15 protein-coding genes are annotated in these 24,158 nt (G+C 71.2%); 10 read left to right on the top strand and 5 right to left on the bottom strand.

Annotation, left to right across the window (positions count from 1 at the left end; translation table 11 throughout):
* Window positions 1-262 precede the first annotated feature (262 nt).
* The 3 genes from ACFVWD_RS24925 to ACFVWD_RS24935 all read left to right on the top strand — a co-directional run bounded on the left by ACFVWD_RS24925 (window position 263) and on the right by ACFVWD_RS24935 (window position 6,340).
* The gene (locus ACFVWD_RS24925; protein WP_389599056.1) at window positions 263-2,704 is read left to right on the top strand and encodes an ATP/GTP-binding protein; all 2,442 of its coding nucleotides are present in this window, start codon (window positions 263-265) and stop codon (window positions 2,702-2,704) included.
* 131 nt (window positions 2,705-2,835) lie between these two features.
* The gene (locus ACFVWD_RS24930) at window positions 2,836-4,494 is read left to right on the top strand and encodes a PucR family transcriptional regulator (protein ID WP_389599058.1); all 1,659 of its coding nucleotides are present in this window, start codon (window positions 2,836-2,838) and stop codon (window positions 4,492-4,494) included.
* Window positions 4,495-4,894: 400 nt separating this feature from the next.
* Window positions 4,895-6,340: an aldehyde dehydrogenase family protein gene (locus tag ACFVWD_RS24935; RefSeq protein WP_389599060.1), complete on the top strand. Its 1,446-nt coding sequence runs from the start codon at window positions 4,895-4,897 to the stop codon at window positions 6,338-6,340.
* 108 nt (window positions 6,341-6,448) lie between these two features.
* Here the strand turns inward: ACFVWD_RS24935 and ACFVWD_RS24940 are convergent, their stop codons facing one another.
* The 3 genes from ACFVWD_RS24940 to ACFVWD_RS24950 all read right to left on the bottom strand — a co-directional run bounded on the left by ACFVWD_RS24940 (window position 6,449) and on the right by ACFVWD_RS24950 (window position 9,973).
* Complete coding sequence (locus ACFVWD_RS24940; RefSeq protein ID WP_389599062.1) at window positions 6,449-6,703, bottom strand: hypothetical protein; 255 nt, start codon at window positions 6,701-6,703, stop codon at window positions 6,449-6,451.
* 135 nt (window positions 6,704-6,838) lie between these two features.
* Window positions 6,839-7,015, bottom strand: a complete 177-nt coding sequence (locus tag ACFVWD_RS24945; protein ID WP_389599064.1) for a hypothetical protein — start codon at window positions 7,013-7,015, stop codon at window positions 6,839-6,841.
* Window positions 7,016-7,117: 102 nt separating this feature from the next.
* Complete coding sequence (locus ACFVWD_RS24950) at window positions 7,118-9,973, bottom strand: glycoside hydrolase family 3 C-terminal domain-containing protein (protein WP_389599066.1); 2,856 nt, start codon at window positions 9,971-9,973, stop codon at window positions 7,118-7,120.
* 376 nt (window positions 9,974-10,349) lie between these two features.
* On the opposite strand from ACFVWD_RS24950, the gene ACFVWD_RS24955 reads away from it, so the two are divergent.
* The 7 genes from ACFVWD_RS24955 to ACFVWD_RS24985 all read left to right on the top strand — a co-directional run bounded on the left by ACFVWD_RS24955 (window position 10,350) and on the right by ACFVWD_RS24985 (window position 21,460).
* Window positions 10,350-12,047 (top strand): extracellular solute-binding protein, encoded by a 1,698-nt coding sequence (locus ACFVWD_RS24955; protein WP_168496152.1) that lies wholly within the window; start codon window positions 10,350-10,352, stop codon window positions 12,045-12,047.
* Window positions 12,048-12,074: 27 nt separating this feature from the next.
* On the top strand, window positions 12,075-13,109 hold the full coding sequence (locus tag ACFVWD_RS24960; RefSeq protein ID WP_389599067.1) for an ABC transporter permease: 1,035 nt from the start codon (window positions 12,075-12,077) through the stop codon (window positions 13,107-13,109).
* Window positions 13,106-14,041 (top strand): carbohydrate ABC transporter permease, encoded by a 936-nt coding sequence (locus ACFVWD_RS24965; RefSeq protein ID WP_389599068.1) that lies wholly within the window; start codon window positions 13,106-13,108, stop codon window positions 14,039-14,041. Before ACFVWD_RS24960 ends, ACFVWD_RS24965 begins: the two co-directional genes overlap by 4 nt.
* Window positions 14,042-14,191: 150 nt before the next feature.
* Entirely contained in the window at window positions 14,192-16,411 is a 2,220-nt protein-coding gene (locus ACFVWD_RS24970; RefSeq protein ID WP_389599070.1) for a 1,4-beta-glucanase, read from the top strand.
* A complete protein-coding gene (locus ACFVWD_RS24975; protein WP_389599072.1) occupies window positions 16,411-18,417 on the top strand; it encodes a beta-galactosidase in 2,007 nt (668 codons plus the stop codon). The genes ACFVWD_RS24970 and ACFVWD_RS24975 overlap by 1 nt, the downstream gene beginning before the upstream one ends.
* A gap of 155 nt (window positions 18,418-18,572) precedes the next feature.
* On the top strand, window positions 18,573-20,711 hold the full coding sequence (locus ACFVWD_RS24980; protein WP_389599090.1) for a glycoside hydrolase N-terminal domain-containing protein: 2,139 nt from the start codon (window positions 18,573-18,575) through the stop codon (window positions 20,709-20,711).
* Window positions 20,712-20,746: 35 nt separating this feature from the next.
* Entirely contained in the window at window positions 20,747-21,460 is a 714-nt protein-coding gene (locus ACFVWD_RS24985) for a hypothetical protein (protein ID WP_168496164.1), read from the top strand.
* An 18-nt stretch (window positions 21,461-21,478) separates the two neighbouring features.
* Here ACFVWD_RS24985 and ACFVWD_RS24990 read toward each other — a convergent pair whose 3' ends face one another.
* Both ACFVWD_RS24990 and ACFVWD_RS24995 read right to left on the bottom strand, forming a co-directional pair.
* Window positions 21,479-21,970: a hypothetical protein gene (locus ACFVWD_RS24990; RefSeq protein WP_389599073.1), complete on the bottom strand. Its 492-nt coding sequence runs from the start codon at window positions 21,968-21,970 to the stop codon at window positions 21,479-21,481.
* Window positions 21,971-22,087: 117 nt separating this feature from the next.
* Window positions 22,088-24,139, bottom strand: coding sequence for a TIM-barrel domain-containing protein (locus tag ACFVWD_RS24995; RefSeq protein ID WP_389599075.1), 2,052 nt, complete (start codon window positions 24,137-24,139; stop codon window positions 22,088-22,090).
* Window positions 24,140-24,158: the final 19 nt, after the last annotated feature.

Genomic DNA, 24,158 nt, shown 5'->3' on the forward strand with positions numbered 1-24,158 from the left:
TTCGGACTCTTGACTTCTTTCTTCGCAGGCTAGGGCCGGGAACGGAGGGTCGGCATGCTCCATGTGGGCGTTGTCGGAGGAATCCGTTGTCCGCGGTGGACATAGAGGGGCGAGAGGCTGATGGTCCCGGTCCGTCGGCGGTCCGTCGCCGCTCCGTCCGGGCAAGGCGCGGACCCGGCCGCGTAAACGGTGAACTCCCCCCGCAGGGGCACTAGATTGACTCGCGGACGAAGCACGGAGCGGCTGGTCAGGGGGCAGGGCGATGGACAGCGACGGGACGCAGGACGCGCGGGGCGGGCATACCGGTGCCGTGCCGGGACCCGCCGTGCCGCCGCCACCCGGGCCTCCGCCACCTGGAGTACCCCCCGTACCGAGGGGAACGCCGCCGCGGCCCACGGGTCTGCCGTCCGTGCCCGAGCAGTCCCCGGCCCCCCGGCCCACCGTCGCCGACTGGCTCAACAAGCCGCGACCCGCCGCCGGACCCGGGATCTGGCGGTACGGATACCGGGTGCGTCGCCCGTCGAAGGGGCGGGAGCGGCTCTCGCCGGTCACGATCGTCGGGCTCGCGGTCCCGCTCGTGGTGGCACTGGTCGTCTGGTCGCTGTGGCGCCACGGCAGCGTCCCCTACATGTGGGTCGTGCTGAAGCTGTTCACACCGGACGACTGGTGGTGGAGCGGCACCACCTCGCCCAAGGTGTGGCAGGGGGCGGAGGCCATCGAGGTCTACAACGGGGTCTTCTTCGGCGTGCTGGTCTACACCATGGGCCGGCTGGGGAGCTGGCCCGAGGTCGTCCGCCACTACGTCACCGGGCGGCCCCAGCCCCTGCGCGCCGCCCTCGCCGCGCTGGGCGCACTGATCGCCCTGACGTTCGTCTTCCCGAACGCCTTCCCCGGAGTCGGCTGGGACGCCCTGCCGGTCGTCGCCCCACTGTTCTCCCTCGTGGCCCTGGTCTTTGGCGGCTATGACCTGTTCCAGTCGCAGCTGATCACCGACGGGCTCTACACGCTGATCACCCTGCTCGTGGTGTGGCCGTTCGCCCGTATCGGCGCCTGGCGCGGCTACGCCAGGCAGTGGCTCGCCGCCCGGGCCGCCCGCAACGAGGCACAGGAGGCCGGCACCGCGAAGTTCGCGCCGGACCTGCCCGCCGCCCAGTGGCCCGAACTCCGTGACGCCGGACAGCACGAGGCGGCGGAGCTGCTCACCGCCGAGGTGCTCGGCGGCCGGATGAACGACGTGGACTGCGCCCGGGTGCGGCGCGCGTGGACCACGGCGAAATGGGACGCCACGCGCCTGGCGGCCTTCGTCGACACCGTGCTGCGACGGGGCGGGGCGGCCTGGACGCATCCCTCCGGGGCCCGGGACCTGCCCGCCCGCACCGCGGCGCACGACGTGCTCGCGGGACAGGTGCGCATCGGGCGGTGGACGACCGGGGACCGTACCCCGGAGGCCTACGACGGCGGGGGCGCGGCCCTCGAGCCGGAGGCCCTGGGCACCTCCCTGCTCGCCGTAGGTCCTTCCGGTTCCGGGAAGACCCGGCACCTGGTCGGACCCGTCGTCGAGTCGCTCGCCCTGCAGGCGCTCACCGGGCGGTGCGCCGTCGTCGCGGTCGCCGCCGCCGGGACGCCGCTCGGCCCGGACTCGGCCTTCGACGTCGTGGTGAAGATCGGCGACCCCGCCTCCGTCCACGACCTCGACCTGTACGCGGACTCCGACGACCCCGACGAAGCGGCCTCCTTCCTCGCCGAAGGGCTGGCCGGGGACCTCGACGCGGTGGCCGGCCAGCGGGCCACCACCGCGCTCGCCCAACTCCTCGGCCCCTACCGGGCCGTGCACGGCACCTTCCCGCCCATGTCCGTCCTGCGGGAACTCCTGGAAGGCGTACCGGCGGCCCTGACCGCCCTGCTCCAAGCCCTCTCGGGACCGCAGCACGCCGGAATGCGCCGCGAACTGGAAGCCCGCATGCGGCAGGTCGGCAGCCCGGCCGACGCGGGCCCGGCGCTCGCCGACCGACTGGCGCTCCTGGACCGGCCGGCCTTCGCCGACTTCTTCGGCGCGGGCGGCACCACCCGCGCCTTCTCGCTGCGCGCCGTGGCCCACCATCCGCTGCGGGTGCGGATCGACCTGCCCGAGCACGGACACGAGGAAGCCGCCCGGCTGCTCGCCCGGCTCGTACTGGCCCAGTTCACCGCCGTCGTACGCGGCGGCGAGCGCCCGCACTTCGCCTGCCTGGTCCTCGACGACGCCACCGGAACGCTGACGCCCGACTCCGTACGCCGCATCCAGCGCCTGCGCTCCCAGAACGCGGGGGTGGTGCTCGCCCTGCGCACGATCGGCGACATCCCCGAGGCGCTGCACGGGCCGCTGTACGGCGCCGTGGGCTGCCGGATGGCGTTCTCCGGCGTCACGACCTGGGACGGCAGCCGCTTCGCCCACGCCTGGGGCACCGAGTGGGTCGAGACCCGTGACGTGGCCAAGCACACCGTCTTCGCGGACCAGCCGATGACCCGGGCCATCCACGCCCTGCGCAAGCTGGTCACCGGAAAGGCCGTCACCACGGACGCGGTGACCATAAGGAAGGTCGAGCGGGAGCGCTGGTCGGCGTCCGAGCTGGCGCACGAGGTGCCGCCGGGGCACGCGGTGCTGTCGCTCACCACGGTGGGGGGAGAGCACGCGCCGCCGTTGCTGGTGGATCTGCGGAGCTAGGGCCTGTCCGGACACAAGGTCACCGGGTGACCGTACGGTGAGGCAGAATCGACATAGGTCGTTCATACGTTGCGGCCAAAAGATCACACCGTCCGTGACCGTCGAAGATCCTGTGAAGACCTGAAGGTCCCATGCGCCCCACGCTCGCCTCGATCGTCCACCACTCCGCGCTCAAACTGACCGTGCGGGCGGGCGAGGACCGTCTGGACGTACCCGTCCGCTGGGCCCACGTCAGCGAGCTCGCCGACCCCGTGCCGTACATGGAGGGCGGGGAACTGCTGCTGATCACCGCGCTCCAGCTGGACGCGGAGGATCCGGACGTCATGCGGCGCTATGTGAAGCGGCTGGTGGGAGCCGGAGTCGTCGGGCTCGGCTTCGCCGTCGGGGTCAACTACGACGAGATCCCGAAGGCCCTGGTCGACGCGGCGGAGGAAGAGGGCCTGCCGCTCCTGGAGGTCCCCCGCCGCACCCCCTTCCTGGCCATCAGCAAGGCGGTGTCGGCCGCGATCGCCGCGGACCAGTACCGGGCTGTGACGGCGGGCTTCGCCGCGCAGCGGGAACTGACGAAGCAGGCCCTGAGCGACGGCCCCGAGGGGCTGCTGTCGGCGCTCGCAGGGCAGGTGGACGGCTGGGCGGCCCTGTACGACGCGTCCGGCGCCGTCGTCGCCACCGCGCCCGAGTGGGCCGGGCGGCGAGCCGCGCGGCTCACCCCCGACGTCGAACGGCTGCGGGAGCGCCCCGCGCCCGCCAGCTCCGTCGTCGGCGGCGAGGACCGTGTGGAACTCCACTCCCTCGGCACCGGCCGCCGCCCCCGCGCCGCGCTCGCCGTCGGAACGGCCGCCGCCCTCGGCACCGCCGAGCGCTACGCCGTGCACTCCGCGATCGCACTGCTGACCCTCACCACCGAACGCTCACGGTCGCTGCACGCCGCCGAGCAGCGCATCGGGGCGGCGGTGCTGCGCATGCTGCTCGCCGGGCAGCCCGAGCACGCGCGAACCGTGGCCGGAGACCTCTACGGGGAACTGCTCGACGCGCCCTTCCGGCTGATTCTCGCCGAGTCGGCGTCCGCTTCGGCGGCGCGGGCGCACGCGGACGGGCACGCGCGCGTGGCTGCCGCGAAACCGTCCAAGGCCCCTGTCGTCGTGCCGGACCCGACGAACGGCGACCCGCTCGGCGGGCTCGCCGAGATCGTCGAGTCGGCCGCCGCCCGCTCCGGTGAGTCCGTGCTCGTCGTGCCCGACGGGGAGCGGCTGGTCGTGCTCGCCGTGGACGGAGGCGCGGCGGTGACGGCGTGCGGGGAGTACGCGGCCGCGCTGGACGCCGCGCGGATCGCCACCCGGGAGCAGCCCGTCGGCGACGAGGACGAACTGGTTGTCGGGTTGTCGGCGCCCACCGGGCCGATCGCCGCGGCCGCCGCCTACAAGCAGGCCGAGCAGGCGCTGTCCGTGGCCCGGCGGCGGGGGCGGTCGCTGGTCGAGCACGAGGAGCTGGCCGCGGGGTCCGTGCTGCCGTTGCTCGCCGATGACGCGGTGCGGGCGTTCGCGGACGGGTTGCTACGCCCGCTGCACGAGCACGACGCCACCGGGCGGGGGGATCTGGTCGCCTCGCTGCGGGCGTGGCTGTCCCGGCACGGGCAGTGGGACGCCGCCGCCGCGGACCTGGGTGTGCACCGGCACACCCTGCGTTACCGGATGCGACGCGTCGAGGAGATCCTCGGCCGCTCCCTCGACGACCCCGACGTCCGCATGGAACTGTGGCTGGCGCTGAAGGCGACGGCGGCGGGGGAGTAGGAACGCCGGGTGAGTTCTTCGTCCGCGGGCCGGTGGGGACTGTCGCCGACCTGGGGGCTCCGTCTTTGGACCCCCGGTGGGTTCTTCGTCCGCGGCCGGTGGGGGCTGGTCGCGCAGTTCCGCGCGCCCCTGGGGCGGGGAACTGCGCCCCGCATCCCCGCCCGCCCCGGGTTCAGGGGCGCGGGGAACTGCGCCGTCTTTTTTGGGGGCCTGGGGCGTAGCCCCCGGTATGGGACGCGTCGGGGGCGAGGAAAACCCGGTGGCCACCTCGATCGTGCCAAAGCGGAGTGCCACGACCCGGTACTGCTACGTCCCGGACAAACGACCTCCCGCCGCCCCGGCCCTACCGTGGACGACGAACGCCAAGGACTCCTCAACCTCGGAAGGGCCGGGAATCGACATGACTTCCACCCACGCCTTCTGGCTCGCCGGCCGCCAGGCCACCGGTGAGACCACCTTCGATGTCACCTCGCCGTGGGACGGCCGGGTCGTCGGTCAGGTCAGCGTCCCGACCGAGGCCCAGGTCGAGGAGGCCGTCGCCGCCGCGTACGCCGTACGCGACGAGTTCGCCGCCACCCCCGCCCACGTCCGCGCCGCCGCCCTCGACCACGTCAGCAAGCGTCTGGTCGAGCGCACCGAGGAGATCGCGCAGCTCATCTCCGCCGAGAACGGCAAGCCGATCAAGTGGGCCCGCGGCGAGGTCGGCCGCGCGGTGTCCGTCTTCCGGTTCGCCGCCGAGGAGGCCCGGCGCTTCAACGGCGGCGAGGCCCAGCGCCTCGACACCGACCTCGGCGGCCAGGGCCGCCTGGCCCTCACCCGCCGCTTCCCGAAGGGCGTCGTCCTCGGCATCGCGCCCTTCAACTTCCCCCTCAACCTGTGCGCCCACAAGATCGCCCCGGCCATCGCCGCCGGTGCGCCGATCATCCTGAAGCCGGCGCCCGCGACCCCGCTCTCCGGCCTGATCATCGGTGACCTGCTCGCCGAGACGGAGCTGCCGGCCGGCTCCTGGTCGATCCTCCCGGTCTCCAACGACCGGATGCCCGCCCTCGTCCAGGACGAGCGGCTCCCGGTCATCTCCTTCACCGGGTCCGAGAAGGTCGGCTACGCGATCATGGACTCGGTGCCGCGCAAGCACTGCACCCTGGAGCTCGGCGGCAACGGCGCGGCCGTCGTCCTCGGCGACTGGGCGAGCGACGAGGACCTGGACTGGGCCGCGACCCGCATCGCCACCTTCTCCAACTACCAGGGCGGCCAGTCCTGCATCTCCGTGCAGCGCGTGATCGCGGACGCGTCGGTGTACGACCGGCTGCTGCCGCGCATCGTCGCCGCCGTCGAGGCCCAGGTCACCGGCGACCCGTCCGACGACAAGACGGACGTCGGCCCGCTGGTCAGCGAGGCTGCCGCCGAGCGCGTGGAGTCCTGGGTCGACGAGGCCGTCCGGTCCGGCGCCACCCTCCTCACCGGCGGCAAGCGCGACGGTGCCTCCTACGCGCCGACCGTGCTCGCCGACGTACCGGCCGAGGCGACGATCTCCTGCGAGGAGGTCTTCGGACCGGTCCTCACCGTGCGCAAGGTGGACGGGGAGGCGGAGGCCTTCGCCGCCGTCAACGACTCCAAGTACGGCCTCCAGGCAGGCGTGTTCACGCACGACGTGCAGGTCGCCTTCCGTGCCCACCGCGCACTGGAGGTCGGTGGCGTGGTCGTCGGCGACGTGCCGTCCTACCGTGCCGACCAGATGCCCTACGGCGGTGTGAAGCAGTCCGGTGTCGGCCGTGAGGGCGTCAAGTTCGCGATGGACGACTACACGTACGAGCGGGTCCTCGTGCTGACGGGCCTCGCGCTCTAAGGACACGAGAGTTTCAGAGGCGCGACAGTCGACGGCCGGAACCCACTGTGCGGGGGTTCCGGCCGTCGGCGTCAGCATCCTCGTCCGCCCGGCACAGCAGACCGCCGGCTACCGAGGCGTCACGGTGAAGTGGTGAGCACCGGCGTGCAGAGCGGTGATCGTCGCGTAGCCGTCGACGACCTTCACGTCACGGTGTGCGGCGCGGTGTCCGTCCCACACCTTGTCCCCGTTGACGCGCACGCCGACTGACGCGGCCGCCGTTCCGGAAGCAGTGACGGACAGTGCCACGGCACTGGCTCCCGCCACCACCACTGCGCGTCGGCCGGGGCCTGGCTGCGAAGCCTGCTCGTCACTGGGGCTCATGCTTCCTCATCTCTCATCACCATTGACTGAAACGATTCAATTCCGGGGGTGACGTGAAGCTGTCGCAGGGCGTTCCCGTCGTGCAGGGGTTGCACAGGGTGGGCCGCTCTCCGTGTGGGAATGGGCGGAAATGACCTACGGCCCGCCCCGCGGAAGCCGCTGTGCGGCGTCGTCCAGGGCGGTGGCGAACAACCCCTTCCCCACGCCCGCCGCGCCCGCTGCCACAGCGAGCCGGACATTCGCCGCGGCCGGTGCGACGGCATGGAATACCGGATCACGGGCCGCCGCGGCGCGGACACTCAAACGTTGCACGGGCTCACTGGAACGGCGGTCGGCGGACGTTCCCCCCGCACGAAAGGCCCGGCACCGGTGCCTTCCGGTGCCGGGCCCCTGGTGGTCGGCCTGTCCGGACCCTCAACCGGAGAAGTCGACCCGCGCGAGCCGCAGTGGGCCGCGCAGCCCGATACGCAGGTCGTGCACACCGCCGGCCACGAACTCGGCGCCGGTGGTGGTGTAGTCGTACGGGCCCTTCGTCCCGCCGAAGGTGACCGTCGCGAGTGACGGGCCCCCGTCCAGCGACACCTCGACGACTCCTTCGCCGGATGCCTCGACATCGACCCGCGTGACACCGCTTCCGAAGTCGCAGCCGCGGTAGGCGAGTTCGCCCGTCGCGTCGGCCCTCGGTGTCACCGCGTCGCCCGACACCTTCGTACGGTCGACGATCTCGATGTCCCGCTGTTCGTCGAAGTCGGCCGCGTTCAGGCCGAGTTCGCGCACCGGGCGGGGAGCGGCGGGCTCGCCGGCGAGGTCGGTCGTGGCGCGCAGACGGATGTCCTCGCTGGACGCGCCCGCGAGGAGTTCGTACGCGCCCGGCTCCAGACGGGGCCTGCCGACCGTCACGTCCCAGAACTCCAGGGCGGAGAGGGGGAGTTCGAAGGTCAGCCGCTCCGAGGTGCCGGGGGCGAGGTGGAGGCGCCGGTGGGCCAGCAGCTCGCGGCGGGGGCGCGGCACCGACGGGTCCACGGCGCGCGCGTAGAGCTGGGCCACCTCGTCCGCGGGCGCCTCGCCCGTGTTGGTGACCGTGAAGGAGACCTTCAGTGCGGCCTCCGCCTCGGTGACCTCCAGATCCTCGTACGCGAACGTCGTGTACGCGAGACCGTGGCCGAACGGGAACAGCGGGGTGCCCTCGAAGTACAGATACGTCTGGCGGCCGCCGATCACGTCGTAGTCGAGCAGGTCGGGCAGGTCCGCGTCGGAGGCGTACCAGGTCTGCGGGAGGCGGCCCGCGGGGGAGACGTCACCGGCCAGGACGCGGGCCAGGGCGGTGCCCGCCGCCTGGCCGCCGTGCGCGGTCCACAGGACGGCGGGGAGGTCGGCGGGGTCCACCGCGTAGGGGTACGCCGAGACCAGGGCGAGGACGGTGTCCGGGTTCGCGGCGCGGGCGGCGCGCAGCAGGCGCTCCTGATGGGCGGGGAGCCGGAGGGTGGTGCGGTCCTCCGTCTCGCGGCCGTTGATGTGCGGGTCGTTGCCCGCCACGACCACGACGACGTCGGCCGCCTCCGCCGCGCGGGCCACGGCATCCTCGCCGCGCTCGGTGAACTCCAGCTCGAAAATCTCCGGGGCGTCGTCGGCAACCCTGACGCCGTCGGCGGCGACAGAGAGATGCCCACCCGTCCCGACGTGCCTCAGGAGGTGGCCGCTCCCATGGGATCCGGAGCGGGAACCCGCCGGTTCGAGGCGGAACGTCTCCTGGACGACCCAGCCGCCCGGCTGGTCGGCGGACGCGCGGAGGTAACCGTCCTCGGCGACCGAGAGGTAGCGGCCGTCGGGGGCCCGCAGGGTCAGCAGCCCCTCGCCCCAGTCGATCAGCGCGAGGTCGGTGCCGGTGGCGTCGGTGGTGAGGGGCGGCAGGTCCGTGCGGCCCGCGAGCAGGGCCGGGTCCAGCGTGCCCTCGGCGCCGCGCACCTCGTCGTCCGCGTCCCCGGCGAGGGGCACCGACAGATACGTACCGGAGGAGGTCCTCAGGCGTACGCGGTCCACGCCCTCGGCGAAGTCGACGTGCTCGGCACCGAAGCGCTCGTACAGGCCCTCCAGCGGTGTGGAGCGGTGGATGAGTGTGCCGCTGTACCAGTCGAGCTTGCACTCGTCGGCGAGGAGGCCCACGACGGCGACGCGTACGCCCGGGCCGAGTGGCAGCAGGCCGTCGTTCTTGAGGAGGACGATCGCCTGCTCGGCCGTTTCCCGGGCGAGCGCGCGGTGGGCCGGGGTGTCGAAGTCCGAGGCGCCGGCATGGGGGTCCGTGTGCGGGTCGAACTCGCCGAGCCGGAAGCGGATCGCGAGCTGGCGGCGGACGGCCGCGTCGATGTCCGCCTCGCTCAACAGGCCCTTCTCCAAGGCCCCTCGGACCCGGTCCACGATCTTCGAACCGTCCGTGCCGTGGTCCGTGAAGCTGTCGACCCCGGCGAGGATCGCGGCGGCGGTCGCCTCCTCGTGGGTGTCGAAGTAGTGCTCGGAGTCGACCAGGTTGGAGGGGGCACCCGCGTCGGAGCACACCAGGAGGTCCTGGTCCGTCCAGGTGCGCAGGTGTTCCCGGAGGTACGGGGAGACGTGGTTGGGGCGGCCGTTGACCAGGTTGTACGCCGGCATCACGCCGGCCACCGCGCCCGCCTCGACGGTCGCGCGGAAGGCCCGCAGGTCGTACTCGTGCAGCACGCGCGGGCGGACCGAGGAGGACGTGGTGTCCCTGTCCGTCTCGTTGTTGTGGGCGAGCCAGTGCTTGAGGACGGGGGCCGTGCGCCAGTGGTCGGGGTGGTCGCCGCGCAGGCCCCGGGTGTACGCCGTGGCGATCGCGGAGGTGAGCTTCGGGTCCTCCGAGTAGCCCTCCTCGTTGCGGCCCCACAGCGGGTGGCGCAGCAGATTGACCGTGGGGGACCAGACGTTGAGGCCCACCCGGTCGTCGCGGGCGCGCATCGAGCGGACCTCGGCCGAGACGGCCTCACCGACGCGGCGTACGAGTTCGTCGTTCCAGGTCGCGCCGAGGCCGACGGCCTGGGGGAAGACCGTCGCCGGGCCCATCCAGGCCACACCGTGCAGCGCCTCCTGGCCGGTGCGGAACGCGGCCACCCCGAGCCGCTCCACGGCGGGCGCGAACTGGTGCAGGAACGCGATGCGCTCGTCGAGCGTGAGCCGCGCCAGCAGATCGTCGATGCGCTTCGCGAACGGCAGCCGCGGATCGCGAAAAGGCGGCGTAGGCGGCGTTTGTGCGGTCACGTGGTGATCCCTTTGCGGTGGAGCGACGGGGTGCTTTCGAAGCGCTTCGATGCTCGATCGCCCGAGGGGCGGGTGTCAAGACACCTCGACGCAACAACTCCGTTTCCTCATTGGCATTTCAAGCGCCGGATGAGTCCGCTCCAGTCCTCCACACCTCCGAGGAATCTTGGAATCGGCTCTTGTGCACCCCCAGGTGTTCACTTAACCTCGCAGCAACATCGAAGCGCTTCGACTAGTGGGGCGGCTCCCTCGGGGGCACGCAGTCCTCCACGCAGTCCTCCGAGGACCGCTTCGGCTCAGCCAGTTCCACTCAAGACACCGCAGCCGACGGCTCCACCGCCGGGTGTCCTGCTGTGCGCCATGAAGGGTTGACGCAATGACGCCGAACGCCGCCACCTCCGCCACCTCCGCTCCCAGCCGGAGAAGCTTCCTCGCCTCCACCGCGGTCGCCGCCGCGGCGGTAGCGGGAGGGATGCCGCTGCTCGCCGCCTGCGGCGGCTCGGACAGCGGCTCGGGCGGGGGCACGTCGGCGGGCAAGAACGCCAAGAAGCTGCTGCCGGCCTACGTCGCGACCAACGTGGTGACCCCTGACATCGCCGCCAAGAACGGCTCCGCGGTCGGCTTCACCAGCAAGCTCGACATCGCTTCCCTGAAGACCTCGGTGCCGAAGAAGCTCGGCAAGGGCGGCAAGGTCAGCATCATGTCGCCGTTCTGGGGTTCCCCGCCGAAGGGGGACAACGCCTACTACAAGGCGATGAACGACCTGATCGGTGTCGACGTCCAGTGGCAGAACCAGGACGGCAACACCTACGACCAGAAGCTCGGCGCGGTCCTGGCCTCCAGTGACATCCCGGACGTCGTGGTCATCCCCGGCTGGAACATGGGCGGCAAGATACCCAGCGCCATCATCGGCAAGTTCGCGGACCTCGGCCCGTACCTCTCCGGGGACGCGATCAAGGAGTACCCGAACCTCGCGGCGATCCCGACGGACGCCTGGCAGCGCTCCCTCTTCGGCGGCAAGCTGCGCGGCCTGCCGCAGCCGGCCCCGTACGTCACCGGCATCGTGCCCCTGTACCGCAAGGACATCTTCGACAAGGAGGGGTACGAAATCCCCACCTCGGCCGACGAGTTCACGGCGCTGTGCAAGGAGATCACCAACGCCAAGGCCAAGCGGTGGGCCTGCCTCGACATGAAGTGGACCGCCTTCCAGTCCTTCGGTGTGCTCTCGGGCAGTGAGAAACCGCTCGGCTGGAACCTCGTCGACGGCAAGATGGTCTACCGCATCGAGACCCAGGAGTACCTCGAAGCGCTGGAGTGGACCCGCAAGCTGTTCGCCGCCGGATACGTCCACCCGGACGCCAAGCTGGGCAAGAGCGCGGCCACCGACCCGGGCCCCAAGTTCGCGGCCGGCGAGTTCCTCATCTACGCCCAGAACATCTCACAGTGGTGGAGCCGCACCGCCGAACAGGCCACCCAGAACCCGGACTACAAGATCTGGGGCATGGACATCTTCGGCCACGACGGCGGTGCCCCGACCCTCTGGGCCGAGCAGCCGGCCGGCATCTTCGCCTTCGTCAGCAAGAAGGCCTCCGAGTCCGTGATCCGTGACGTGCTCGCCGTCGCGAACGTCACCGCCGCGCCGTACGGCACCAAGGAGTACATGCTCACCAACTACGGCGTCGAGGGCACCCACTACACCGTCAAGAACGGCGTTCCCACCAAGACCGACCAGGGCAACAACGAGGTCATCAACGCCTACGTCATGGTCGCGAGCCCCACCGCGACCATCGCCCACCCCGACTTCCCCGAGGTCGCCAAGGCGCAGGTCGAGTGGCAGCAGCGGATGGGCGCCTTCACCAAGAAGTCCTCCTTCTACGGCATGCAGATCACCGAGCCCTCCCGCTACACCAACCTCTCCAACGACTTCGAGCAGCTGGAGGACGACATCGTCCGCGGCCGCAAGAAGATCAGCGACATGCAGCAGGCCGTCTCCGACTGGAAGAGCAAGGGCGGCGACAAACTGCGCGACTGGTACAAGAAGCTGCTCGACGAGAACGGCTCGGCGACGAGCTGACCGGGCACCGAGGCAAGGAGAACGGCCGTGTCCCACAGCACGGTGCCTCGGAGCGGGACCGAGGCCGACACGACAGGGAAGACCCCGGTGGCGTCCGGCGGCGCCATCGGCTCCCGGGAGAAACGCCCCTCCGGGAAGGTGAGCCTGCGGCTCAGGTTCAGACGCGACCGCGTCCTGCTCCTGATGACGCTGCCGGCGGTCCTGCTGGTCCTGCTCTTCAACTATGTGCCGATCCTCGGCAACATCGTCGCCTTCCAGGACTACGACCCGTACATCAGCGACAACGGCATCGTCTCCATGCTGCACAGCCCCTGGGTGGGCATCGAGAACTTCCAGCGGGTCTTCGCGGACTCGGCGTTCTGGAGTGCCGTGCAGAACACCTTCGTGCTGTTCTTCCTCCAGCTCGTCCTGTACTTCCCGATCCCGATCGTGCTCGCGCTGCTCATCAACAGCGTGGTCAGGCCGAGGGTCCGGGCGCTCTCGCAGGCGATCCTCTACCTGCCGCACTTCTTCTCCTGGGTCCTGGTCATCGCCGTCTTCCAGCAGCTCTTCGGCGGCGCCGGAATCCTCTCGCAGCTGCTGCGGCAGCACGGGTACGACGGTCTCGACATCATGACCGACCCCAACACCTTCAAGTTCCTGATCACCGCGGAGAGCGTGTGGAAGGACGCCGGCTGGGGGATCATCGTCTTCCTCGCCGCGCTGTCCTCGGTCAGCCCGGACCTGTACGAGGCCGCCGCGATGGACGGCGCGGGTCGCTGGCGCCGCATGTGGCACGTCACGTTGCCCGCGCTGCGCCCGGTGATCGCCCTGCTGTTGGTGCTCCGCGTCGGTGACGCCCTCACCGTCGGCTTCGAACAGATCCTGCTCCAGCGCGACGCCGTCGGACCAGGAGCGGCGGAGGTCCTCGACACCTTCGTCTGGTGGAACGGCGTCCGCAACCAGGACTTCGGCTACGCGGCGGCCGCCGGACTGATCAAGGGCGTGGTCAGCCTCGGCCTGGTCCTCGCCGCGAACAAGGTGGCCCATCTCATGGGCGAGCAGGGGGTGTACAAGAAGTGACCGCCGTCATCGACAAACCCGTGCGCGGCCCCGGCCGCCTGGCCGCGCCGCCCCGGCCGGTGTGGGAGGAAGAGCCCAGCAAGGCAGGCCTCGCGGGCAAGGGACTCGTGCTGACCCTCGCCTGCCTGGGGATCTTCTTCCCGCTGTGGATCGTCATTGTCACCAGCCTCTCCTCACGGAAGACCATCGACGAGGCCGGCGGCCTGGTGATGGTGCCCAAGGGCATCACCTTCGTCGCCTACAAGGAACTCCTCAGCGGCGGCCAGGTCACCCGCGCCTCGGTCATCAGCATCCTGATCACCCTCGTCGGCACGCTGTTCTCCATGACCGTGTCCGTCCTGTGCGCCTACGGCCTCTCCCGCATCGGCTCGCTCGGCCACCGCTGGATCCTGATGGCACTGCTGGCGACCATGTTCTTCAGCGCCGGTCTCATCCCGACCTATCTGCTGGTGCAGTCGCTGGGCCTGACCGACAGCTATCTCGCGCTGATCCTCCCGAGCGCGATCAGCGTCTTCAACATCCTGGTGCTGCGCGGGTTCTTCATGGGCATCTCGCAGGAACTCATCGACAGCGCCCGCATCGACGGCGCCGGTGACCTCCGCATTCTGTTGCGGATCGTCATGCCGCTCTCCCGCGCGGTCCTCGCGGTGATCACCCTCTTCTACGCCGTCGGGTACTGGAGCGCCTGGTTCAACGCCTCGCTCTACCTCAACGACCAGGACATGATGCCGTTGCAGAACGTCATGATCCAGCTCGTACAGAAGCAGGAGGCACCGGTGGGCCTCGGCCAGGCCATCAAGACCGGCCAACTGTCCGGCCTGGCCGTGCAGATGGCGGTCATGGTGATGGCGTTGCTGCCGGTGGCCGTGTTGTCGCCGTTCGTGCAGCGGCATTTCAAGAAGGGCATGTTGACGGGCGCGGTGAAGGGCTGACCGGCGCCTGTTGAAGAGGGCGCTCCGGTCGTTCGGTGACTGCGGGTTGTTCGTGGCCGGGCGCGCCCACGCGGCGGAGCCGCATATCGATTCAGCCCCGCGCCTCTCAGGTAACTCCCCTGACCGTCTCTCCGCAGAACGAGGTATGTCATGCACGCGTCCCGACTGAGCCGCCGGGCCGTTCTCGCCGGGGGTGCCGCCGCCGCGCTCACCACCGTGGCGCTCCCTCAGGGCCGCGCGCACGCCGCCGAGGTCACCGCCGCCACCCCCTCCTACCGCTGGCGCAACGCCGTCATCGGCGGTACCGGATTCATCACCGGGGTGCTGTTCCACCCGGCCGTACGAGGGCTCGCCTACGCCCGGACCGACATCGGCGGCGCCTACCGCTGGGACGAGCGCGCCGCCCGCTGGACCCCGCTCACCGACCACCTCGGCTGGGACGACTGGAACCTGCTCGGTGTCGAGTCGCTCGCTGTCGACCCCGCGCACCCGGACCGGCTCTACCTCGCTCTCGGCACCTACGCCCAGTCGTGGGCCGGCAACGGCGCGGTCCTGCGCTCCGACGACCGCGGCGCCACCTGGACCCGCACCGACCTGGACGTGAAGCTCGGCGCCAACGAGGACGGGCGAGGCGCCGGTGAGCGGCTCCTCGTCGACCCGTGCGACGGCGACACCCTGTGGCTGGGGACCAGACACGACGGGCTGCTCAAGTCCACCGACCGGGGCGCCACCTGGGCAGGCGTGAGTACCTTCCCGGCGAAGGCGAACTCCTCCGGGCAGGGCATCACGTTCCTCGTCGTGGCCGGGCGCGCCGTCTACGCCGGCTGGGGCGACGGCGACGGCACCACGGGCACGGCGAACCTGTACCGCACCTCCGACGGCACGACCTGGGAGGCCGTCCCCGGGCAGCCGTCCAACGCCGCAGCCAAGGTCCCGCTCCGCGCCGCGTACGACCGGCTCACCCGCGAGCTGTACGTGACGTACGGCGACGCGCCCGGCCCGGGCGGCCAGTCCGACGGCAGCGTGCACAAGCTGCGCACGGCTACGGGGACTTGGACCGAGGTCACCCCGGTGAAGCCGGGCGGGACGACGAGCGAGGGCTCGGCGGACACCTTCGCCTATGGCGGTGTCGCCGTCGACGCCCGCCGCGCGGGCACCGTCATCGTCTCCACCAACAACCGGTGGGCCGACGGCGACACCGTGTTCCGGTCCACCGACGGTGGCCGTACCTGGGCGTCTCTGAAGGACGTGGCTGTCTTCGACGTGTCCGAGACTCCTTTCCTCGACTGGGGTGAAGACCAGCCGAAGTTCGGCTGGTGGATCCAGGCGCTCGCCCTCGACCCGTACGACTCGAAGCACCTCGTGTACGGGACCGGCGCGACCCTCTACGGCACCCACGACCTCAGACACTGGGCGCCGCGGATCCGTGGTCTGGAGGAGACGGCCGTGCGCCGGCTGATCTCGCCCCCGGCCGGGGAGGCGCATCTGATCAGCGGACTCGGGGACATCGGTGTGATGTACCACGAGCGGCTCACGGCGTCTCCGTCGCGCGGCATGGCGACGAATCCCGTGTTCGGGTCGGCGACGGGACTCGCGCAGGCCGCGGCCAAGCCGTCGTACGTCGTCCGGACGGGCTGGGGCGACCACGGCAACGGCGCGTACTCCCAGGACGGCGGGCGGACCTGGGCGCCCTTCATGGCCCAGCCCGACATCGCCAAGAACGCACCGGGGCCGATCGCCACCAGCGCCGACGGCGGTACGCTGCTGTGGTCCTTCGTGCACTGGGACGGCACGAAGTACGCGGCTCACCGCTCGGCGGACAACGGCGCGACCTGGTCCGAGGTCTCCTCCTTCCCGAAGGGCGCCACGCCGGTCGCCGACCCGGCCGACCCGACGCTCTTCTACGCGTACGACACCGACACAGGAACGCTATACGCCAGCACTGACAGTGGCCGTTCCTTCACCTCCCGTGCTGGTGGACTGCCCTCCGGGGACAACCAGTTCAAGCTGGCCGCCGCCCCCGGGCGGAGCGGTGACCTGTGGCTGAGCGTGAAGTGGAACGGGCTCTACCGGTCCACCGACGGGGGCGTCACCTTCGCCAGGATCGCCAGCTGCTGGGCCTCGTACACCCTCGGCTTCGGCAAGGCGGCCGACGGCGCCGACTACCCGGCCGTCTATCAGGTCGGCTCCACGGAGACGATCACCGCCGTCTACCGCTCCGACGACGCGGCCGAGACCTGGGTGCGGATCAACGACGACGCCCACCAGTGGGGCTGGATCGGCGAGGTCATCACCGGAGACCCGCGTGTGTACGGCCGTGTGTACCTCGGTACAAACGGGCGCGGCATCCAGTACGGGGAGCAGGTCTGATGCCCGCGCCCGAAAAGAAGTCCCTGGCACCCACGCTCGCAGACGCCACCCGCGGACGCATCCTCTTCGGCGGCGACTACAACCCCGAGCAGTGGCCGGAGGAGCTCTGGCCGGAGGACATACGGCTCATGAAGGAGGCCGGCGTCAACTCCGTCACCGTCGGCGTCTTCTCCTGGGCCAAGCTCGAACCGACACCCGGCGCACGGGAGTTCGGCTGGCTCGACCGGCTCATGGACCTCCTGCACGAGAACGGTATCGGAGTCGTCCTCGCCACCCCCACCTCCTCGCCCCCGCCCTGGATGGGCCGGCTCCACCCGGAGACCCTGCCCCGCGACGCGGACGGCCGTGTCGAGTGGTGGGGCGGCCGCCAGCACTTCGCCCACTCCAGCGCCGTCTACCGGCGCCACGCCGCCGCCATCACCGAGGACCTCGCCGCCCGCTACGGCGGCCATCCCGCCCTCACGATGTGGCACATCAACAACGAGTACTGCACCTACGACTGGGGCGACGAGGCGGCCGCCGCCTTCCGGCGCTGGCTCCAGGGCAAGTACGGCACGCTCGACGCCCTCAACACCGCCTGGGGCACCGCCTTCTGGAGCCAGGGCTACGACGTCTGGGAAGGCGTCCTCCCGCCGCGCCACGCCCACTACATGAACAACCCCACCCAGGTCCTCGACTTCAAGCGCTTCACCTCCGACGCCCTCCTGGAGTGCTACCTCGCCGAACGCGACATCGTCGCCCGGCACACCCCGCACATCCCCGTGACCACCAACTTCATGCCGTTCTGGCAGGGCCAGGACGCCTGGGCGTGGGCCGAGCGGGAGGACGTGGTCTCCGTCGACATCTATCCGGACCCGCGCGACCCGCTCGGCGCCCAGTACGGCGCGCTCATCCACGACATGACCCGCTCGCAGGCCCGCGGCGGGCCCTGGATGGTCATGGAGCAGGCGGCGGGGCCCGTGAACTGGCGTGGTGTGAACCATCCGAAGCCCCACGGGCTCAACCGGCTCTGGTCCCTCCAGGCCGTCGCCCGCGGCGCGGACGCCGTCTGCTATTTCCAGTGGCGGCAGTCCCGGCAGGGCGCCGAGAAATTCCACTCCGGGATGGTCAGCCACGCGGGGGAGCGAGGCCGCACCTTCCAGGAGGTCAAGCGGATCGGGTCCGAACTCGCCCTGCTGAGTGCCAAGGTGACGGATACGCGGGTCGTCGGCGCCGACATCGCCGTACTGCTGGACTGGAACGCCTGGTGGGCGAGTCAGCAGGACGGGCGGCTGTCCTGCGAGGTCGACCACCAGAGCGTCGTACGCGCCTGGCACCGCGCCCTGTGGGAGGCGAACACCACCACCTCCTTCGCCCACCCCGAGCACGACCTGTCCGCGTACAAGCTGGTCGTCGTCCCGCAGCTGTATCTGCTGACGGACAGGGCGATCGACAACCTTGTCGGGTATGTACGCGGCGGTGGCACGCTCGTCTCCGGCTTCCTGACCGGCGTCGCCGACCAGGACGACCGGGTGCGGCCCGGCGGCATGGACGAGCGGCTGCGCGAACTCTTCGGCATCCGCACCCTGCACGAGTGGTGGCCGCTGGACGCCGACGAGAAGGTCGAGGCCGAGGGCTTCCGGGGCACGCTGTGGTCCGAGGAGATCGAGGCCGCGGACGACACCTACGCGGTCGTCCGGTACAAGGGCGGTGAGCTGGACGGTCTTCCGGCCGTACTGCGCAAGGGCCGCGCCTGGTACCTGTCCACCCTCCCCGAGCCCGAGGCGCTGTGGCCGCTGCTCGCCGGGATCGCCGAGGACGCGGGAGTACGGCTGCCGCTCGACCACCTCCCGGTGGACGTGGAAGCGGTACGCCGGGGCGAACTGCTCTTCCTGCTCCACCACGGGCGGGACACGGTGACCGTGCCGGTTCCGGGACGCCATCGCGATCTGCTGACCGGCCAGGACGTCGTCGATGCCGTGGAGCTGGGGCGGTACGGGGTCGTCGTACTGGAGGCAGCGCCGTGAGCGAGCCCGCGGGCGGCCCCACGGACGAGCCCGCCCACGTCTCCACGGACGCTCCCGTTCACGCCTCCACGGACGCTCCCGTCCACGCCTCCACCGACGCGCCCGTCCACGGCACCTGGGAGCCCGCCCCCGCCGCCCGCTGGGAGGACGCCTTCCTGAGTGGGAACGGCCGACACGGCGTCATGGTGTTCGGCGATCCGAACGATGACCGGGTCATCGTCAACCATCACTCCCTGGTCCGCCCGAACGGCAGTGCGGACGCCCGACCGCCCGAGCTGGCCGAACGGCTGAAGAGCGTCCAAGACCGGTTGCTGGCCGGTGACGTCGACGCCGGGGAGGACTTCACCGACGGACGACCGCTGCTGTGGGTGCAGCCCTTCCATCCGGCCTTCCAGGTGCGGCTGCGCCGGTCGCCACGGGAGTCGCGCGCCTACCGGCGCGAGGCCGACTTCACCAGCGGTGTCGTCCGCGCCGAGTGCGAGGACCGGCGCAGCGAGGTCTTCGTGTCGCGCGCGGACGACGTCATCGTCCAGCACGTGACCGAGGCCGACCTCACCGCCGACGTGACGCTCGACCACCAACTACCGGGTGCTCCATCGGATGTGACGGTAGGTCACAGTTCCGTCCTCACCGCCGAGGGCGCTCTCCTCACCCTGCGGGCCCGCTATCCGGGCAGTGAGCGGGCGTACACCGGGGTGACGCTCGCCGTGGTCACCGGTGGCCGGACGCTCACCGCGCCGCCCGGGATACGGGTCGAGGGTGCGCGTTCGGTGCTGCTGCTCACGCGGGTACGGCGGCACAAGGGGGAGTGGGACGCGCTCGCCGAGGCCCGTGAGCTGCGCGCCCTGCTGCCCGACGACGACGAGGACGCGTACGACCGTCTCCTCGCCCGGCACACCGCCCTGCACCGCCCCGCCTACCTGCGGGCGGGCCTGGAGCTGGGCGCCGACCCGGCCGAACGGGCGCTCCCCGGCTCGGAGTTGGTCCGCCGTCCGAAAAGCCCCGCCCTGCTCGAACGGCTCTTCGCGGCCGGTCGCTACCACCTGCTGTCCGCCGCCGGAATGCTGCCGCCACGCCTGACCGGGCTGTGGACCGGCGACTGGGACACCGGCTGGTCGGGAGCCTTCACCACCGACGCCAACGTCAATCTCCAGACGGCGTCGGCCGCCGCGGCGGCGCTCCCGGAGGTGTCCGAGGCCCATGCCGCCCTGATCCACGGCCAGTTGCCGCACTGGCGCGACAACGCCCGGGCGATCTTCGGCACCCGGGGTGTCGTCGCCCCCGCGCACACCGACGGCGAGTCCGGGCACATCTACCACCTCAGCCGCGAGTACCCGCTGCACGTGTGGACCGCGGGCGCCGACTGGCTGCTGAAGCCCCTCGTGGACCACGACGAGACGCGCGGCGCACGCGACCCGCGCCTGTCGGCCGCGCTCGCCGAAGTGGCGTACTTCTACGAGGACTTCCTCACCCGGACCGACGAGAACGGCCACGTCGTGATCGTGCCGTCCTACTCGCCGGAGAACCGGCCCGCCACCGCGCGCTGGATCACCCTCAACGCCGCCATGGACCTCTCCGCGGCGCGCCACGCCCTCCGCACGGCCGCCGACCACCACCCCGGACCCGACGCCGAGCGCTGGCGCGCGCTCGCCGACCGGCTCCCGCCGCACCGCGTCAACGCCGACGGGGCACTCGCCGAGTGGGCCTGGCCCGGCCTCGACGACACCTACGACCACCGGCACCTCAGCCACCTCTACGGCGTCTGGCCGCTCGACGAGATCAACCCGTACGACACCCCCGAGCTCGCCGCGGCGGCCCACCGCGCCCTCGTACTGCGCGGCGCCGAGAACGACTCCGCGCACGGCCACCTCCACCACGCCCTGGTGGCGGCCCGACTGCGGGACGCCCAGCGGGTGGCGGGCGCCCTCGACAACGTCCTGGCCGGGGACTTCTTCCATGTCTCCCTGATGAGCGGCCACTACCCGAACCGGCACGTCTACAACGCGGACGCCGCCCACACGCTCCCCGCTGTGCTCATCGAGATGCTCGTCCAGTCCACGCCCGGACGGCTGGTCCTCTTCCCCGCGCTCCCCACGGTGTTCCCGAGCGGCCGGCTCCACGGCATCCGCACCCGGTTCGGCGCCGAGGTCGACCTGACCTGGAGTCCCGGGGAGCGCACGGCCGTCATCCGCCCCACCCGAACCGCGCGGATCGATCTCAGGACTTCCGCCGGCGCGCGACCGCTCTCCCTGAGCGCCGGAGAAGACTGCGTCCTCACCCTGGGGCCGCAGTAGCACCCGCAGTTCCCCCCACCCATGGAAGGGACACCATGGCAACACGGACACTCGGCAGGGCCGCCAAGGCCCTGCTGGCCCCCGCGCTCGCGCTCGGCGCCACCGTCGGCCTCGCCTCCGCCCCCGCCCAGGCGGCCGTCTGGAGCTCCTGCGAGCAGTACGGGAACACCAGCCTCAACGGGTACACGCTCTACAACAACATCTGGGGCTCCGGCGCGGGCAGCCAGTGCATCTGGGCCAACTCCGGTACAAACTGGGGGGTTTGGGCCAACCACCCCAACACAGGTGGCATCAAGTCGTACCCGAACGCCAAGAAGGTGATCAACAAGTCGATCACCTCGCTCGGCTCGCTCAGCAGCGGCTACAACGTCACGGTCCCGTCGTCCGGCGCGTACAACACGTCGTACGACATCTGGGACACCGGCTACAAGTACGAGGTCATGCTCTGGGTGAACAAGACCGGAGCCGTCGGCCCGCTCGGCACCTCGCAGGGCACCCTCACCCTCGGCGGCCACACCTGGACCGTCTACAAGGGCAACAACGGATCCAACGACGTCTTCTCCTTCGTGCGCACCTCGAACTCCACCTCCGGCACCGTCGACGTCCTGCCGATCCTCAAGTGGATCAAGGACACCAAGGGATGGTTCGGCAACGTGACCATCGGCGACCTCCAGTTCGGCTTCGAGATCACGTCCTCGTCCGGCGGTCTGGACTTCGCGACCAACAGCCTGTCGGTCAGCAGTAGTTGACCGACCCTCCAGGAGGCATCAGCGGCCCGGTTCCCGCGTCGCGCGGGGGCCGGGCCGTCGCGACACGAGCCGCGCGGCACCGGCACACCCGGCGCCGGCCAGCGCGAAGCCCAGCACGCTGGGGTTCAGGTAGCCGGGAACGACGTCGGTGACATAGCTGTCGCCGTCCCCCGTCTCGCAGACGAACCGGAGGGGCAGATAGCGCACCGTGTAGTCGACGATGCCCGGGTCCTGAGCCCACTCCTCCCGGCCCGGTGTGCGACAGGGCCGCAGCGGTGCCGAGTCGGCGCCGTTCTCCTCCGCGTCCATGACCGCGCCGACCAGATGGAGCAGGCCCCACACGTACAGGACGGCCGTGGCGGCCCCCATGAGGGCGGCGGCGACGCGCAGCCACACCACGCGGTCGGCCTGCCGGGGGCCGATCCGGCCGAGGGTGCCGAAGCAGTACCCGACGAAGGCGAAGGCCGCGACCAGGCTCCCCGGGACGAGCGGCAGGAGCAGGTACACCATCCGGTGACTTCAGCAGCCCAAGATCGCCTCGGCTGTGATGGAGCCCACAGTTCCGGCAACAGTAGCGTCACAGATCATGCGGGGGAGGCCCGCCCGGCCTCCCCCGCATGCGCGCGGCTACTCCGCCACAGGCAGCCGTGCCCCGTCCCGCAGGAACAGCGGGATGCGGTCCAGAGGGGCGTCGACGGTGACGGCCGCGCCGCCCTCGTACGTCTGGCCGGTCCACGCGTCGGTCCACCAGGCGCCCGCCGGAAGGTACGTCGTGCGCACCGTCGCGCCCGCCGTGAGCACCGGCGCGACCAGGAGGTCGGAGCCGAAGAGGTAGGAGTCGTCGACCGACCAGGCCGCGTGGTCCTCGGGGAACTCGAGGAACAGCGGGCGCATCACCGGCAGCCCCTCCTCATGGGCCTCCCGCATGACGTCCAGCACATAGGGCTTCAGCCGCTCGCGCAGCCGCAGATACTTCTCCAGGATCGCGCCGGCCTCCTCGCCGTACGACCAGACCTCGTTCGGGCCGCCGGTCATGTCGGGGCCCAGCGGCATACCGGGGTCGCGGAAGCCGTGCAGGCGCATCAGCGGGGAGAGCGCGCCGAACTGGAACCAGCGGACCATCACCTCGCGGTACGCCGGGTCCTCGGGGTCGCCGCCGTGGAAGCCGCCGATGTCGGTGTTCCACCAGGGGATCCCGGAGAGCGCGGTGTTGAGGCCGGCGGCGATCTGGCGGCGCAGCGTCGCGAAGTCGGTGCCGATGTCGCCGGACCACAGGGCGGCGCCGTAGCGCTGACTGCCCGCCCACGCCGAGCGGTTGAGAGTGACGACCTCGGTCTCGCCGACAGCGAGCATGCCCTCGTAGAAGGTGCGGGCGTTCTCGCGGGGGTAGAGGTTGCCGACCTCCAGACCCGGGCCCGCGTGGTAGCGCAGGTTCTCCTGGAAGCCCGGCTTCAGCTCCGGCTCGCAGGCGTCCAGCCAGAAGGCCGAAATGCCGTACGGGTCGAGGTAGTTGCCCTTCACGCGCGACCACAGGAAGTCACGGGCCTCGGGGTTCGTCGCGTCGTAGAAGGCCACCTGGACGGTGGAGGCGACCTCTTTGTCGGGCCAGTCGGCGTGGGCCATCGGGCCGTACTCGGTGCCGATGAAGTAGCCGCGCTGCTCCATGAGCGGGTGGTTCTCGGAGAGCGGGGAGACCGACGGCCAGACGGACACGACCAGCTTGACGCCGAGTTCGGCGAGCTCGCGCTGCATCGCCGCCGGGTCCGGCCACTCCGCCGGGTCGAACTTCCAGTCGCCCAGGTGGGTCCAGTGGAAGAAGTCGCAGACGATGGCGGACAGGGGCAGTCCCCGTCGCTTGTACTCCCGTGCCACGCCGAGGAGTTCGTCCTGCGTGCGATAGCGAAGCTTGCACTGCCAGAAGCCGGCCGCCCACTCGGGCAGCATCGGCGTACGGCCGGTGGCGGCGCTGTAGCGGCGCTGGGCGTCGGCCGGGGTGCCCGCGGTGATCCAGTAGTCGAGCTGGCGGGCGGAATCGGCGACCCAGCGGGTGCCGTTGCCCGCGAGCTCGACCCGGCCGATCGCGGGGGAGTTCCACAGGAACGTGTACCCGCGGCTGGACGTGAGCACCGGGACGGTGACCTCGGCGTTGCGCTGGATCAGGTCCAGGACCGTGCCCTTCTGGTCGAACAGCCCGTGCTGGTGCTGGCCGAGGCCGTACAGCTTCTCGCTCTCATAGGCGGCGAAGCGCTGTTCCAGGCGGTGATGGCCGCTTCCCGTCGGGGTGTACAGGCGCGGGCCGGGCCACCAGAAGTGAGCGCGCTCCTCGGCGAGGAGTTCCGTGCCGTCGGCCGTGCGGAGGAAGCGGAGCAGGCCCTCGGCGCTGACCTCGACGGTCAGTGCGCCGACCGTCAACCGGCCCGCACCGTCCTGGATCCTGACGGTGCTCTCGGTCACCTGCGGCTCGTCGAGGAGCGCGCAGGGGAGGCCTTCGAGTACCGGGCCGCCCAGGCGTGCGCGGACCCGGACCGCGTCCGGGCCCCAGGGCTCGATGCGGACGGTCTCCTGACGTCCGCTCCACTCCAGCGCGCCGTCCCGCTCGCGGAACGTGCCGACGGTCGGGGAGGACTGCGCGAGGCTGACCGCGCCTGACTGGGTCTGGTTTTCGGCAGGCTGATTCACGGGGGCGCTCCTGAAGGAA

It is taken from the genome of Streptomyces sp. NPDC058086 (assembly GCF_042885015.1).
Lineage (GTDB): Bacteria > Actinomycetota > Actinomycetes > Streptomycetales > Streptomycetaceae > Streptomyces.

Coding starts and splice junctions, on each gene's coding strand:
- ACFVWD_RS24930 (WP_389599058.1), top strand. CDS start 2,836: ATGCGCCCCACGCTCGCCTCGATCGTCCACCACTCCGCGCTCAAACTG.
- ACFVWD_RS24925 (WP_389599056.1), top strand. CDS start 263: ATGGACAGCGACGGGACGCAGGACGCGCGGGGCGGGCATACCGGTGCC.
- ACFVWD_RS24975 (WP_389599072.1), top strand. CDS start 16,411: ATGCCCGCGCCCGAAAAGAAGTCCCTGGCACCCACGCTCGCAGACGCC.
- ACFVWD_RS24970 (WP_389599070.1), top strand. CDS start 14,192: ATGCACGCGTCCCGACTGAGCCGCCGGGCCGTTCTCGCCGGGGGTGCC.
- ACFVWD_RS24940 (WP_389599062.1), bottom strand. CDS start 6,703: ATGAGCCCCAGTGACGAGCAGGCTTCGCAGCCAGGCCCCGGCCGACGC.
- ACFVWD_RS24985 (WP_168496164.1), top strand. CDS start 20,747: ATGGCAACACGGACACTCGGCAGGGCCGCCAAGGCCCTGCTGGCCCCC.
- ACFVWD_RS24955 (WP_168496152.1), top strand. CDS start 10,350: ATGACGCCGAACGCCGCCACCTCCGCCACCTCCGCTCCCAGCCGGAGA.
- ACFVWD_RS24990 (WP_389599073.1), bottom strand. CDS start 21,970: ATGGTGTACCTGCTCCTGCCGCTCGTCCCGGGGAGCCTGGTCGCGGCC.
- ACFVWD_RS24935 (WP_389599060.1), top strand. CDS start 4,895: ATGACTTCCACCCACGCCTTCTGGCTCGCCGGCCGCCAGGCCACCGGT.